The 14,599-nt window shown below is 72.5% G+C and carries 10 protein-coding genes; 1 reads left to right on the forward strand and 9 read right to left on the reverse strand.

The window, feature by feature from the left end; translation table 11 throughout:
- Window positions 1–16: 16 nt before the first annotated feature.
- From OG625_RS11480 to OG625_RS11520, 9 genes are all read right to left on the reverse strand, one after another.
- Window positions 17–262 (reverse strand): hypothetical protein, encoded by a 246-nt coding sequence (locus tag OG625_RS11480; protein WP_329378974.1) that lies wholly within the window; start codon window positions 260–262, stop codon window positions 17–19.
- Window positions 259–1,758 carry an Asp-tRNA(Asn)/Glu-tRNA(Gln) amidotransferase subunit GatA gene (gene gatA, locus OG625_RS11485; protein ID WP_443067697.1) on the reverse strand — a complete coding sequence of 500 codons (1,500 nt, stop codon included), beginning with the start codon at window positions 1,756–1,758 and terminating at the stop codon, window positions 259–261. Before gatA ends, OG625_RS11480 begins: the two co-directional genes overlap by 4 nt.
- A 5-nt stretch (window positions 1,759–1,763) precedes the next feature.
- Entirely contained in the window at window positions 1,764–2,060 is a 297-nt protein-coding gene (gene gatC / locus OG625_RS11490) for an Asp-tRNA(Asn)/Glu-tRNA(Gln) amidotransferase subunit GatC (protein ID WP_010984178.1), read from the reverse strand.
- Window positions 2,061–2,415: 355 nt separating this feature from the next.
- Window positions 2,416–4,596, reverse strand: a complete 2,181-nt coding sequence (locus OG625_RS11495) for a putative bifunctional diguanylate cyclase/phosphodiesterase (RefSeq protein ID WP_443067698.1) — start codon at window positions 4,594–4,596, stop codon at window positions 2,416–2,418.
- Window positions 4,597–4,975: 379 nt separating this feature from the next.
- Window positions 4,976–7,177, reverse strand: a complete 2,202-nt coding sequence (gene ligA, locus OG625_RS11500; RefSeq protein WP_329378976.1) for an NAD-dependent DNA ligase LigA — start codon at window positions 7,175–7,177, stop codon at window positions 4,976–4,978.
- Window positions 7,178–7,207: 30 nt separating this feature from the next.
- Window positions 7,208–8,191, reverse strand: a complete 984-nt coding sequence (locus OG625_RS11505) for a methionine synthase (protein WP_329378978.1) — start codon at window positions 8,189–8,191, stop codon at window positions 7,208–7,210.
- Entirely contained in the window at window positions 8,188–8,877 is a 690-nt protein-coding gene (locus tag OG625_RS11510; protein ID WP_329378980.1) for an SDR family oxidoreductase, read from the reverse strand. Before OG625_RS11510 ends, OG625_RS11505 begins: the two co-directional genes overlap by 4 nt.
- Before the next feature lie 94 nt (window positions 8,878–8,971).
- A complete protein-coding gene (locus tag OG625_RS11515) occupies window positions 8,972–12,340 on the reverse strand; it encodes a S8 family peptidase (protein WP_329378982.1) in 3,369 nt (1,122 codons plus the stop codon).
- A gap of 92 nt (window positions 12,341–12,432) precedes the next feature.
- The gene (locus OG625_RS11520; protein ID WP_329378984.1) at window positions 12,433–13,452 is read right to left on the reverse strand and encodes a GlxA family transcriptional regulator; all 1,020 of its coding nucleotides are present in this window, start codon (window positions 13,450–13,452) and stop codon (window positions 12,433–12,435) included.
- Between the two features lie 126 nt (window positions 13,453–13,578).
- Here OG625_RS11520 and OG625_RS11525 point away from each other — a divergent pair, with 126 nt between their 5' ends.
- Window positions 13,579–14,502 (forward strand): NADP-dependent oxidoreductase, encoded by a 924-nt coding sequence (locus OG625_RS11525; protein ID WP_329378987.1) that lies wholly within the window; start codon window positions 13,579–13,581, stop codon window positions 14,500–14,502.
- Window positions 14,503–14,599: the final 97 nt, after the last annotated feature.

Genomic DNA, 14,599 nt, shown 5'->3' on the forward strand with positions numbered 1-14,599 from the left:
GGTGAAACTTTCCCTCTCAGCCCAGCAGGACGTCGTCGTCGCCCAGACGCTTCAGCTCGCGGTACAGGATCGCGAGGCCGGTGACGATGGCGGCGGCGGACACGACGGCGTCGACCAGCTTCAGCGTGTCGTGCTCGACGCGGGCCTTCTTGACCTGCTTGACCACACTGATCGCGCCGAAGGCGGTGGTGCCGATCGACAGGTAGGTGCCGGACTTGGACTTCTTGAAGCCCTTGGCCTTGGACAGTGCAGTGGTGCTCACAGCGACGGTGCCTCCTCAAGCAGCGGGTGACCCCAGCGCTCGATGAAGGCGGCCTCTACGGCGGCACCGACCTTGTACAGCCGGTCGTCCTTCATCGCCGGGGCGATGATCTGCAGCCCGACCGGGAGACCGTCCTCCGGTGCCAGGCCGCAGGGCAGCGACATGGCGGAGTTGCCGGCCAGGTTGGTCGGGATGGTGCACAGGTCCGCGAGGTACATGGCGAGCGGATCGTCGGAGCGCTCGCCGATGGGGAACGCGGTGGTCGGCGTCGTCGGGGAGACGATGACGTCGACGCGCTCGAAGGACTTCTCGAAGTCCTGCGAGATGAGGGTGCGGACCTTCTGGGCGGAGCCGTAGTACGCGTCGTAGTAGCCGGAGCTGAGCGCGTACGTGCCGAGGATGATGCGGCGCTTGACCTCGTCGCCGAAGCCGGCTTCGCGGGTCAGGGCGGTGACGTCCTCGGCGGACTTGGTGCCGTCGTCGCCGACGCGCAGGCCGTAGCGCATGGCGTCGAAGCGGGCCAGGTTGGAGGAGCACTCGGACGGCGCGATCAGGTAGTACGCGGCCATCGCGAGGTCGAAGGACGGGCAGTCCAGCTCGACGATCTCGGCGCCGAGCTCCTTGAGGAGCTCCACCGACTCGTTGAAGCGCTGGACGACACCGGCCTGGTAGCCCTCGCCGGCGAACTGCTTGACCACGCCGACGCGCATGCCGGCGACGGAGCCGTTGCGGGCCGCCTCGACGACCGGCGGGACCGGGGCGTCGATGGAGGTCGAGTCCATCGGGTCGTGGCCGGCGATGACCTCGTGGAGCAGCGCGGCGTCCAGGACCGTACGGGCGCAGGGCCCGCCCTGGTCGAGGGAGGACGAGAACGCGACCATGCCGTAGCGGGAGACGCCGCCGTATGTGGGCTTGACGCCGACGGTGCCGGTGACGGCGGCGGGCTGGCGGATGGAGCCGCCGGTGTCCGTGCCGATGGCGAGCGGGGCCTGGAAGGCGGCCAGCGCGGCCGCGGAGCCGCCGCCGGAGCCGCCGGGGATCCGGGTGAGGTCCCACGGGTTGCCGGTCGGGCCGTACGCGCTGTTCTCCGTCGACGACCCCATGGCGAACTCGTCCATGTTGGTCTTGCCGAGGATGACGACGTCGGCTTCCTTCAGCTTGCGCGTCAGGGTGGCGTCGTAGGGCGGGATCCAGCCTTCGAGGATCTTCGAACCGACGGTGGTCGGGACCCCGACGGTGGTGAAGATGTCCTTGAGGGCGAGCGGTACGCCGGCCAGCGGGCCGAGCTTCTCGCCGCGCTCGCGCTTGGCGTCGACGGCCGCCGCCTGGGTGAGGGCACCCTCGCGGTCGACGTGCAGGAAGGCGTGGACCTTCTCGTCGGTCGCGTCGATGCGGGCCAGGTGGGCCTCGGTGACCTCGACGGCCGTGAGCTCGCCGGAGGCGATCTTCTCGGCGGTCTGGGCGGCCGTGAGCTTGATGATGTGGGTGTCGGTCATGGTGATTAGTCCTCCCCCAGGATCTGCGGCACCTTGAAACGCTGCTGCTCCTGGGCGGGAGCACCGGAGAGCGCCTGCTCGGGGGTGAGCGAAGGACGGACCTCGTCCGCGCGCATGACGTTCGTCAGGGGCAGCGGGTGGGAGGTCGGCGGTACGTCTTGGTCGGCGACCTCGGAAACGCGGGCGACCGCGCCGATGATGTCGTCGAGCTGTCCGGCGAAGTGGTCCAGCTCTTCGGCCTTGAGTTCCAGACGTGCCAGCCGAGCGAGGTGGGCGACCTCCTCGCGCGTGATGCCAGGCATGCAGCGATCCTCTGGGGGTGGTGAGTGTGTAGGTTTCGGGCCCAATCCTATGGGGCTGGGCCCGCTCACCACGAAACGGTTTGGCGTTCCCGCTGCGCGGACGCCCGTACGGGGGCGGGTGCGGGGCCGCTGCGCGGGGCTTTCCGGGCGCCGCCCGGGCCCGCGCCTCAAACGCCGGCGGGGCTGGAATTGGCTGCTGCCGTCCGTCAAGTGCGGCTGGATTGCCGCGCAGCGGCGATCCGGTGGCACCGCACCGGGCAGCCCGGCCGGCGAAATCCAGCCCCTCCGGCGTTTGAGGAGCGGGGTCTGGGGCGGCGCCCCGGCAGCGGCGCCGCCCCCGCGCACCCCGACGGGGTCAGCCGGCGTCGGCCTCGGCGGCGGCGAGCTCCGCGGTGATGTCGGCCGGGCGGCGCCAGCCGCGTTCGCCGCGGGCCAGCAGCCAGGCCGTGGCCTCCTGCGGAGGCATCGCGGCGGCGACCAGCCACCCCTGCACCGCGTCGCAGCCCAGGTCCCGGAGGCGTTCCCACGTCTCGTCGTCCTCCACTCCCTCCGCCACGACCAGCAGGCCCAGCGAATGGGCCAGGTCCACCGTGCAGCGGACGATCTCCGCGTCCTGCGCGTCCACCGCCAGCCGCCCCACGAAGGACCGGTCGATCTTCAGCTCGCTGACCGGCAGCCGCCGCAGGTGGACCAGGGAGGAGTAGCCGGTGCCGAAGTCGTCCAGGGACATCTTCACGCCGTGGCCGGTCAGGCCCGCCATGGTGTCGGCGGCCCGCTGGGGGTCCTCCAGCAGGACGTGTTCCGTTATTTCCAGCTGGAGCCCGCTCGCCGGGACCCCGTGCCGGGCCAGCCGGGCGGCCACCGCGCCCGCGAAGCCGGGGGTGTGGACGTCGCGCGGCGACACGTTGACGGCGACCGGGACCTTCAGGCCCTGCGCTCGCCACCGCGCGACCTGCGCGAGGGCCGTCTCCAGGACGTACTCGGTCAGGTGCGGCATCAGTCCGGAGGTCTCGGCGATGGCGATGAACTCGTCCGGGGGGACCCGCCCGCGCTCGGGGTGGACCCACCGCACCAGGGCTTCGAGCCCGGCCACCTGGCCGTCGAAGCGGACCTTCGGCTGGTAGTGGAGTTCCACCTCGCCCGCGTCGAGGGCCCGGCGCAGGTCGCCGAGGAGGCCCAGGCGGTCGGGCGTGTTGCTGTCCCGCTTGGACTCGTACACCTCGACGCCGGTCCGGTCGCGCTTCGCCTGGTACATCGCCACGTCCGCCCGCCGCAGCAGCCCCTCCGCGTCCAGCGCGTGGTCGGGGAAGACGGCGAGGCCGGCGCTGGCCTCCAGGACGAGCGTGAGGCCGTCCAGGTCGAGGGGGGAGCTGAGCTCGGCCACCAGGTGGCGGGCGATCCGCTGGGCGCTGGTGGTGGAGTCGGCGACGGGCAGCAGGACGGCGAACTCGTCGCCGCCGAGCCGGGCCGCCTCGGCGTCCTCGGGCAGGGCCTGGCGCAGCCGGTCGGCGATCTGCAGGAGCAGCCGGTCTCCGGCGAGGTGGCCCAGGGTGTCGTTGACCGCGCGGAAGCGGTCCAGGTCGATCAGCACAAGAGCTGCCCGGGTGCCCAAACGTTCAGCCTCGTCGAGGGCGCTCCAGGCCCGCTCCAGCAGCCACTGCCGGTTCGGCAGCCCGGTCAGCGGGTCCCGCAGCTGTTCCTCGGCGCGCGCCCGGGCGATCCACAGGGTGGAGTCCAGCGCGATGAGCGGTACGGCGAACAGCGGCAGCAGTACCGGCTGCGTGACGGCGACGGCGCAGATCAGGGGCGCGATGCCGAGCAGCGCCACGGCGACCAGGGCCTGTCGCAGCAGGGCGGTCCGGGCGACCGTGGGCAGGCCGCCGCCGCGCGGGGCGAGTGCGATCCACAGCAGGACGCGGGTGACGAGCAGGTAGGCGAGGGCCACGAGGATCACCTCGGGAACCGCCTCCAGCCCCCAGCTGGTGGGCTTCCAGGGGGACTCGACGGACGGCTGGTCGCCGAAGGCGGAGAGTACGAGGGCTCCCGCGCCGATGCCGAGGACGTCGGCGGAGCCGTGCAGCAGCCCCTGCCGCCAGCGGTGCCGGCGGGCGGCTCCGACGAGGGAGACCACGGCGAGGGAGACCAGTCCGGCCGGAACCCACCCGTAGAGGATGAGGACGCCGAGGGTGAGCGCGGCGCCCGAACCGGTGCCGCCCCACCAGCGGTCGCGGCCGAGGGCGACGAGGTGGCCGACGATGATGCCGGTGAGCAGGGCCAGCGCCCAGCCGACCGAGCCGCCGGGGAACAGCGCCTGACGGCTGCTCAGCGCGGAGGCGATGCCCGCCACGAGGGCCACGGCGGCGAGTCCCACGACGAGGAAGGGCAGCACGTTGCCGCGCCCGCCTCCGCCCGCACTCGTGTCGAGCGGTCGGGTCTCCGGTGTCCTGGCACCCAGGACACCGAGCCGGCCCGCCCGCATGGACGGGATGTCCCCGCCGAATTCAGGTGACGGGTCGGCGCTTTCGGTGGGTTTCATGCCCGTCCCTCTCACAGCCGGCGATGCCGATGTCACGCGATGGCCCCGATGTCATGCCATCACGGCCGGAATCGCATCCCGCTGCCGTGCACGACAGGCGCACCCCTCAACAGTAGGACGCGGGAGGCTCCCAGGGGCAGCCGTCGGCAGTGGTTGCCCGAATGCGACCCAGCCATCCTCATCAGTACGGTATCCGCCGAACGGGTGAGTTTGGACCAGGACCCCCCTGGTCACCCATCCGATGATCCGACAGGTCACCGCCCTGCGACCAGCCTTGTACCAGCCGTTTGCCACCGTCGGTCGCGCCTGGCGTGCGCCCGCCCGGACGGCCGTACGCCACGCATCCGTTCGCCTTCGCTACTCCGCGGCTACGACCGGACTACTCCGCCGCGACCCCTCCGTCCACCGGAAGGGCGGCCTCGCGCGCCGCGTCCGGACCCTGTTCCAGGAGTACCGCGAAACCGGCGTCGTCGAGGATGGAGAGCTTCAACTGCACGGCCTTGTCGTACTTGGAGCCGGGATTGTCCCCGACGACGACGAAGGAGGTCTTCTTCGAGACGGACCCGGTGACCTTGGCGCCGCGGCTCTGCAGGGCCTCCTTGGCGCCGTCCCGGGTGTGGCTCTGCAAAGTACCGGTGACGACGACCGTCAGCCCCTCCAGCGGGCGCGGACCGGTCTCCTCGGCGGAACCTTCCTCCTCCATCCGGACCCCGGCCTCCCGCCACTTGCGCAGGATTTCCTGGTGCCAGTCGACGGCGAACCATTCCTTGAGGGAGGCCGCGATGATCGCGCCGACCCCGTCGGTGGCGGTCAGCTCCTCCTCGGTGGCCTGCTCGATGCGCTCGATCGACCGGAACTCGCGGGCGAGGGCCTCGGCCGCGACCGGACCGACGTGACGGATCGACAGGCCGTTGATGATGCGGGCGAGCGGGCGTTCCCTGGCGGCCGCGATGTTCTCCAGCATCGCCAGGGCATTCTTCTTCGGCTCGCCCTTCTGGTTGGCGAAAACCGTGACGATCTTCTCCTCGCCGGTCTTCGGATCCCGCTTGGGCAGCCCGCTGTCCGGGTCGAGGACGTACGCCTTGATGGGCAGGATGTCCTCGATCGTGAGGCCGAACAGGTCGCCCTCGTCCAGCATGGGCGGCTGGGCCGGCTCCAGCGGGCCGGTCAGCGCGGCAGCCGCCACCATGCCGAAGTTCTCGATGTCCAGGCTCTGCCGGCCACCGAGGTAGAACAGCCGCTCACGCAACTGCGCCGGACAGGTCTGCCCGTTGGGACACCGGACGTCGATGTCCCCCTCCTTCATCGGCCGCAGCTCCGTGCGGCACTCGGGGCAGTGCGTCGGCATCACGAACTCCCGCTCGCTGCCGTCCCTCAGGTCCACCACGGGCCCGAGGATCTCCGGGATGACGTCGCCCGCCTTGCGCAGGACGACGGTGTCCCCGATGAGCACGCCCTTGGCCTTGACGACCTCCTGGTTGTGCAGGGTCGCGAACTCGACCTCCGAACCGGCCACCGTCACCGGCTCCACCTGCGCGTACGGGGTGACGCGCCCGGTGCGGCCGACGCCGACCCTGATGTTGATCAGCTTGGTGTTGACCTCTTCGGGGGCGTACTTCCAGGCGATCGCCCAGCGCGGGGCGCGCGCCGTGGAGCCGAGCCGGCCCTGGAGGGCGATCTCGTCGAGCTTGACGACCACGCCGTCGATCTCGTGCTCCACCGAGTGCCGGTTCTCGCCGAAGTACGCGATGAACTCGCGGACTTCGGCGAGCGTGGAGACCACCTTGTTGTGCTGGGCCGTGGGCAGGCCCCACTCGTGGAGCAGTTCGTACGCCTGCGACTGGCGGTCGATCTCGAAGCCCTCGCGGGCGCCGATGCCGTGGACCACCATGTGCAGCGGGCGGCTCGCGGTGACCTTGGGGTCCTTCTGGCGCAGCGAACCGGCCGCGGCGTTGCGCGGGTTGGCGAAGGGCTTGCCCTCGGTCTCGACGAGCCGGGCGTTGAGCTCCTCGAACTTCTCCATCGGGAAGTAGACCTCGCCGCGGATCTCGACCAGGGCCGGGATCCGGTCGCCCTTCAGCCGGTCGGGGATCTCGGCGATGGTGCGGACGTTGGGCGTGATGTCCTCGCCGGTGCGGCCGTCGCCGCGGGTGGCGGCGCGGGTCAAGCGGCCGTTCTCGTAGGTGAGGTTGACGGCGAGGCCGTCCACCTTCAGCTCGCACAGGTAGTGGAAGTCCGGGGTGTTCACGTCCCGGGCGACCCGCTCGGCCCAGGCGGACAGTTCCTCGTCGTCGAAGGCGTTGTCGAGGGAGAGCATGCGCTCCCGGTGCTCGACGGAGGCGAAGTCCGTCTCGTACGCCCCGGCCACCTTCTGGGTGGGCGAGTCGGGCGTACGGAGCTCCGGATACTGCTCCTCCAGTGCCTCCAGCGAGCGCAGCAGCTTGTCGAACTCGGCGTCGCTGACGACCGGCTGGTCGTTCACGTAGTACCGGAAGCGGTGCTCCTCGACCTGCTCGGCGAGCAGCTGGTGCTGCTCACGCACCGCCGCCGGTACTGCCGTGTCCTGCTGTTCGGCTGCCATGCCGTGTCCTCCCGTGCCCCGTCTCGACCGTCACTCAGGGTTGTCGGCGAGCGACCTCGCCGCCCTGACGCAATGCGCCTGCACCGCGCGGGCGTAGGCGGGCGAAGCGCCCGCCAGACCGCACGACGGGGTGACCACGACGGACTCCGCCAGAGTCCCCGGGGTCAGCCCCAGCCTGCGCCAGAGCTTCCTGACACCCATGACGCTACCGGCAGGGTCCGACAACGGACCGTCGGTGCCCGCCACCACTCCGGCGAAGAGTTTCGTACCGCCTTCGACGGCCTCCCCGATGGCGTCATCCTCGCGCTCGGTGAGCAGGGAGAAATCGAACGACACGCCCGTGGCGCCGGCTCGCCGCAGCAGTCCGAAGGGCACCTCGGGCGCGCAGGAGTGCACGATCACCTCCCCGTCGTGTACGGCGAACAGGTCCCGCAGGGTGCCCTCGACGACCTGCCGGTCGACGGCGCGGTACGTCCGGTAGCCGCTCGCCGACCGCACCCGCCCGAGCAGTACGGCCGTCAGCGAGGGCTCGTCGAACTGGAGCACGACGTCGGCGCCGGGGATCCGCTTGCGCACGTCGGCCAGGTGCTCGCGCAGCCCCTCGGCCAGCGATCCGGCCAGGTCGCGGCAGGCGCCGGCGTCCTGGAGCATGGCCTCGCCGCCGTGCAGTTCCAGGGCGGCGGCCAGCGTCCACGGCCCGACGGCCTGCACCTTGAGCTTGCCGGTGTACCCCTGGGTGAACTCCTCCAGGGCGTCCAGGTCCTCCCCGAGCCAGGACCGGGCGCGCTTGCTGTCCCGGCCCGGCCGGTCGCTGATCCGCCAACCGCTGGGTTCGACGTGTGCGTACATGTCGACGAGCAGTCCGAGGGAACGGCCGATCATGTCGGCGCCGGGTCCCCGGGCGGGCAGTTCGGGGAGGTACGGGAACTCCTCGAAGGACCCGGTGACGGTCTTGGCGGCCTCGCGGGCGTCGCCGCCGGGCAGCGAACCGACGCCGGTGGCGCTCGCGCTCATCGTCCGGGCCTGACGCTCAGGTCGTTGACCTCGGCGTCGCGCGGCAGGTCCACGGCCATGACGACGGTGGTCGCCACGGACTCGGGGTCGATCCAGGCGGCGGGGTCGTACTCCTTGCCCTCCTGGGAGTGCACCTTGGCCTGCATGGGGCTCGCGGTCCGCCCCGGGTACACGGAGGTCACGCGGATCCCGTTGGGCTTCTCCTCCTCGCGCAGCGAGTCGGCGAGGGCCTTCAGCCCGTGCTTGGAGGCGGCGTACGCGCTCCAGTCGGCGTGCGCGTGCAGTCCGGCGCCGGAGTTCACGAAGACGATGGTGGCCTTGGAGGCGCGCAGGGTGGGCAGCAGCAGCCGGGTGACCTCGGCGGGGGCGATCAGGTTGACGTTGAGCTGCTGGTGCCAGGTCTTGGGCCGCAGCTCACCGACCGGCCCGAGGTCCACGATGCCGGCGACGTGGAGCAGCGAGTCGATCCGCTCGGGGATCGGCTGCTTGGAGAAGGCCCACGAGAGCCGGTCCGGATCGGCGAGGTCGCCCACGAGCGCCCGCGCTCCGGGGTAACGCTCGACGAGCTGCTTGCCCCGGGCGGCGTCCCGGGCGAGGAGTACGAGGTCGTCGCCACGTGCGTGCAGTCGGGCCGCGACGGCGGCGCCGATGCCGGATCCGGCACCGGTGATCAGGTGAGTTGCCATGCGCCCATGCTCGCATTCCGCCGCGCGGGGGCGCGGCCCCGCAGGGGGTTGCCTGCGGGGCCGCGCCGTGCGGTGCTCCGGGAGCGGGAGTGTGTCAGTCCGCGAACCAGGCCCGGACGATCGTGATCTCGGACTTGTTGCCCGAGCCGTCGGCGGCCGTGCCGCGCAGGGAGACGCTGCCGCCCTTCTCCGGGTTCTTGACCGTCACCGCGCCGGACCGGACCGGTTCGGTGCGCCAGGTGTAGCCGTCGTCGTACGAGACCTGGATCGTGAGGGACTTCGCGGCCGCGCCCTGGACGGTGACCGGGACCCGGACCGTGCGGCCCGCCGGCGAGGTGCCGGTCAGGGACAGCTCGGGGGTGAAGCAGACCGCGGAGACCGGGATCGGGGTCGGGGTGCCCGTGTCGGCGGGGGTGGTCTTCGAGCGGAACCACCAGGTCGCGGTCACCCTGGAGGAGAGGCGGGAGACCGTGTCCTGCCGGGTGGCCGAGGTGACGAGCTTGTAGGAGGCCCCGGCCGCCGGGACGGTGAAGGCCGGCGCGCGGCCGAGTTCCGCCTCGTGGCTGCCGACCGGCACGCCGTTGCGGTAGAGGACCGTCCGGCCCTTGGCGAGGTGGTCGGTGCCGTAGTGCCCGGCGCCGTCCGCGAGCAGCGGCAGCGTCCCCCACAGGTCGTCGCCCTGGCGGTAGAGACCCAGGCCCGCCGCGCCGTCGACGCGCGGGCCGAAGACCCCGGCGTTGAAGCGCTCCCGGTAGGTCCGGCCGCCTTGGAAGGCGCGCAGGTCGCCGGTGCCGTACTCGGTCTCGTCGAGCGAGAAACCGTTCTCGTCCGGCTCGCCGGACTGTACGGCGGTGATCGCCCATTTCGCCCCGTCCACCGCCGACAGGTGGAGCGTCGACGTGGCCGGCAGAGCCCTGCTGCGGGCCATCGTGCTGCCGCCGTTCGCGTTCGGCAGCGAACCCGACGCCAGGACCATGCCCACCTTGCCGGGCTCGGAGGCGCCGTGCTCCGTGACGACCGTGGCGAGTTCGGCCGCCTTCAGCTGCCGCTGGTAGCCGGTGGCCAGGCGCGGGACCGGGCCGCCGAGGGTGGCGTGGTACTCCTCCGTCTCGCCGTCCGTCCAGTGCGCGTCCCACTGCTGGAACAGGGTGGTGCCCGGCGGCACGTCCGGACCCTGGTTCCGGGTGCGCAGGCCGGTGTAGGAGCCGAGCCACCAGCCGAAGGCGTGCCCCGAGTCCTCCGTCGTCAGGCTGTACACGGGCATGGCGAACTCCATGGCGGCGGTCCGCGACGGCACGGAGACGTCCACGGGCTCGGTGGTGCGCGCGTCGAGGGTCACCGTGGTGTCACCGGCGATCTCCAGCGAGGGCTGGGTGATCCAGTCGGCCCCGCGGGTGAAGTCGTTCGGGTCGACGAGGATGTTCGCGTTGAGCAGGTAGCCTCCCGCCGGCACCCGCAGGGTGTCCGAACCGGAGCTCGTGCTCCACGAGAAGCGCCGGCCCGCGGCGCCGCCCGTCAGGCCCCGGAGGTCGGAGGCGTAGGTCGTGGCGGTCTGTCCGTCCCGCCCGAGGTGCTTGAGCGTCAGGTCGTACGACTCGGCCTCGCGCTCGACGGCCACGGCGGTGCGGACGCTCTGCCCGGCCGGGCCGGTGGCCACCACGTACGTCGTGTAGGTGCCGTCCACCGAACCGCCCAGCCGGGTGTCGACGACGACGCCGACGGAGGCACTGCCGCCGGCCGGGACGGTCACCCTGGGGGCGTCGAAGGTGACGATGCCGGCCGGGGCGGGCTTGTCGTCGGGGTCGGTGACGGTGGCGGACAGGTCGAGGGTGACCGGGGCGGTGCCCAGGTTTCGGTAGCCGAGCTGCTTCTTCTCCGGGGTGTCGTCGTGGTGCGGCCACTGCTGGCCGGCGAAGACCAGCGAGATCGGTTCGGCGACGAGCTCCAGGCGCAGCGCGTTGTCGACCGCGATCCTGCCGCTGCCCTGCTGGTACGCCCCCGAGCGGCGGGGTTTCGCGGACCCCGCGAGGACGCCCTTGAGCTCGGTGCCGGTCCACTGCGGGTGCTGCTGCTTGAGCAGCGCGGCGGCGCCGGCGGCGTGCGGGGCTGCCATCGAGGTGCCGGAGATGGTGAGGTAGCCCGCCGGGTTCTGGCCGTTGTCCCCTTCGAGGACGCTGCCGTCGGCGGCGGCTGCGGTGATGTCCACGCCCGGGGCGGTGACGTCCGGCTTGATCGCGCCGTCGCCGAGCCGGGGGCCGACGCTGGAGAACTCGGCGAGGGCGTCGTTGTCGTCGACCGCGCCGACGGTGAGCGCGGCGTCCGCGCTGCCCGGGGAGCCGATGCTGCCGCGGCCGGCGCGGCCGCGGTTGCCCGCCGCGATGGCGAACAGCACGCCGCGCTCGGTGCTCAGCTCGTTCACGGCCGCTTCGAGCGGGTCGATGCCGGGGGTGTCGACGGTGCCGAGGCTGAGGTTGACGACGTGCGCGCCCTGGGCGACGGCCCATTCCATGCCGGCGAGGATGCCGGAGTCGTCGCCGGAGCCGCGGTCGTCGAGGACCTTGCCGCTGAGCACCTTGGCTCCGGGGGCGACGCCCTTGAACGCGCCGCTCGATTTGGCGCCCGTTCCGGCGGCGATGGAGGCGACGTGGGTGCCGTGCCCGTGCCGGTCCTTCGCGTCGGCGGCGGCGGAGAAGTTCTGTTCGGCGACGACCTGCCCGGCGAGGTCGGGGTGGGTGGCGTCGACGCCGGTGTCGAGCACGGCGACCTTGACGCCGGTGCCGTCGTAGCCGGCGTTCCAGGCCTGGTCGGCGCCGATCTGCCGGGTGCTCTTGTCGAGGGTCGCGACGCGTACGCCGTCCAGCCAGACGGTGGCGATGCCGGGGGCGGCGGCGCGGGCCCGGTCGCCGGTGAGGGCGGTCCAGACGGCCGCCGCCGCGTCGGGGCTCGCGCTGACGGCCTCGGCTCCGAGGAAGTCGTACGTACGGTCCACCCGGAGCCCGCCGGCCGCGCGCAGCCCGGACTTGGCCGCGGGGGCCGCGCCGGCCTCGTAGCGGACGATCAGCTTGAGCCGGTCGCCGCGGGTCTCCCGGTACTCGGGCCTGCTGAGCTCGGTGATGTCGAAGAGGCGCGGGTCGAGACGGCCGGCGTCGATCAGGGGCCGGGCGTCCGCCGGGACGAGGCTGGTCCGGTCGCCGCTGCGCTCCACCGAGACGGGCGTCTTCTCGCGTCCCGGGGCGGGCCGGAAGCCGATGGGGCGGCCCTCGGCGTCGACGGTGACCCGGTCGCCGGTGATGAGGGTGAGGTGGGTCGGGCCCTGCCGGGCGGGCTGGTGGCGCTGCCCGGCACCGGACGGGCCGGGTGTGGGTGCGGCCGAGGCGGGGACGGTCAGGCCCGCCGCGAGCGCGATGGCGGCGAGGACGGCCGTCGCGGCCGCTCCCGTCCGCCGTTTGCGATGTGTCCGCACGTCGATTCCCCCTGAGTGAGCGGTGAACGGTGACTCCGCGGGGCGCAGCCGGCCCGGCGGATCCCGCAGTATCACTCAGGGGTGACGAACACTCAACTATGCGATAGAACAGCGCTGTTGGGGCGACTGAAGGTTCGCCGATAGGCGATCGGCGAGATCCCGATGGCGGAACGCATGTGCGCCCGGAGGGAGTTGGCGGATCCGAAGCCGGAGCGGTGGGCGACCAGGTCGATCGGCAGGTCGCTGGACTCCAGCAGGTTCCGCGCGATCTCCAGGCGTTGGGCGGTGAGCCACTGGACCGGTGTCACGCCGACCTCGTCACGGAAGCGCCGGGTGAAGGTGCGCAGGCTCATCCGGGCGTGGGCGGCGAGCTCGGCGAGGGTCAGCGGTTCGGCGAGGTGTTCCAGGGCCCAGGCGCGCGTCGCGGTCGTGGTGGCGACGGTGGGCTCCGGGACGGGCCGGTCGATGTACTGGGCCTGCCCGCCGTCGCGCCAGGGCGGTACGACGCACATGCGGGCGGCGCGGTTGGTGACGGCGGCTCCGTGGTCGCGGCGGATCAGGTGCAGGCACAGGTCGACACCGGCGGAGACCCCGGCGGAGGTCAGGATGTCGCCGTCGTCGACGAAGAGGACGTCCTCGTCGACGAGGACCCGGGGGTAGGCCCGGCGGAACTCGGGGGCGAGGTTCCAGTGCGTGGTCGCGGGGCGGTCGTCGAGGAGTCCGGCGGCGGCGAGCACGTAGGAGCCGGTGCAGATCGAGACCAGGCGGGTGCCGGGCCGGATGCCGGCGATGGCCGCCGTCACCTCGGGCGGCAGCGGGCCCCCGCGGGCCAGCTCGGGCATGGCGTGGGTGGGCGGGATGATCACGGTGTCGGCGGCGGCGAGGGCCTCGGGTCCGGCGGCGGGCTGGATGGTGAACCCGGAGTCGCTCATCACCGGGCCGCCGTCGGCGGTGCAGACGACGACCTCGTACAGGGCCCCGCCGTCCTCGTCCACGGCGCTGCCGAAGACCCGGGAGGGGATCCCGAGCTCGAAGGGCGGAAACCCGGGCAGGGCGAGCACCGCGATCCGGTGCCGGCCCGGTCCGCCGCTCTCCGCACGCACATCGTCCATGGCCAGATCCTGTCACATAGTGGCCATCAGGCCAATACCGCGCCTGCCGGGCCGGCCCGATGCTGGAGGCACATCAGCGGTCGGAACCGGCCGGGAACTGCGGAAACCGTTCGAGGAGAAGAAGAAATGCGTGCAGTCGTCGTAAACCAGTGGGGCGGCCCCGAGGTCCTGTCCGAGACCGAGATCGAGCGGCCCGAGCCCGGCCTGAACGAGATCCTGGTGCGCGTCCACGCGGCCGGCGTGAACCCGGTCGACTGGAAGACCCGGGCCACCGGCGGACTGATCACCTGGGGCGAGACCCCGATCGTCGGCTGGGACGTCTCGGGCACCGTCGAGGCGGTCGGCCCCGGCGTGACCCTGTACGCCCCGGGCGACGAGGTGTACGGCATGCCCCTCTTCCCCCGGCAGGCGGGCGGTTACGCCGAGTACGTGGTGGGCCCGGCCCGGCACTTCGCCCGCAAGCCCGCCTCGCTGGACCACGTGGGTGCGGCCGCGCTGCCGCTGGCGGCACTGACCGCCTGGCAGGCGCTGGTGGACACCGCCGGCGTCTCGGCCGGGCAGCGGGTGCTGGTGCACGCGGCGGCCGGCGGGGTCGGCCACCTGGCCGTACAGATCGCCAAGGCGCGGGGCGCGTACGTGATCGGCACCGCGAGCGCGGGCAAGCACGAGTTGCTGCGCGAGCTGGGCGCCGACGAGGTGATCGACTACCGCACCACGGACTTCGAGGACGTCGTCACGGACGTGGACGTCGTGATCGACGCCCTCGGCGGGGACCACGGGCGGCGCTCACTGAAGGTGCTGAAGCCGGGCGGCCACCTGGTGACCCTGCCCTCCCCGGACGACGTACCGGCCGACGCGGACGGCGTGCACACCGGCTGGACCCTGGTGGAGCCCGACCACCGGGGCCTGATCGAGATCGCGGCCCTGGTCGACCAGCAGAAGCTGCGCCCGGTCATCGACACCGTGCTGCCGCTGGAGCAGGCCGCGAAGGCCCACGAACTGGGCGAGCAGGGCCGGACCACCGGCAAGATCGTCCTGACGGTGGCCTAGGCCGCCCCCGCGCCCCGGGCCAGTCCCCGCAGGCTCGGACGGGGCCGGGTGTGTGTCGGGGCGTCCCCGCAGGGCGTCGAACGCAACCCCGCTCGGC

Origin of the sequence: Streptomyces sp. NBC_01351, from assembly GCF_036237315.1 — a bacterium.
In the GTDB taxonomy this organism is placed as follows: domain Bacteria; phylum Actinomycetota; class Actinomycetes; order Streptomycetales; family Streptomycetaceae; genus Streptomyces.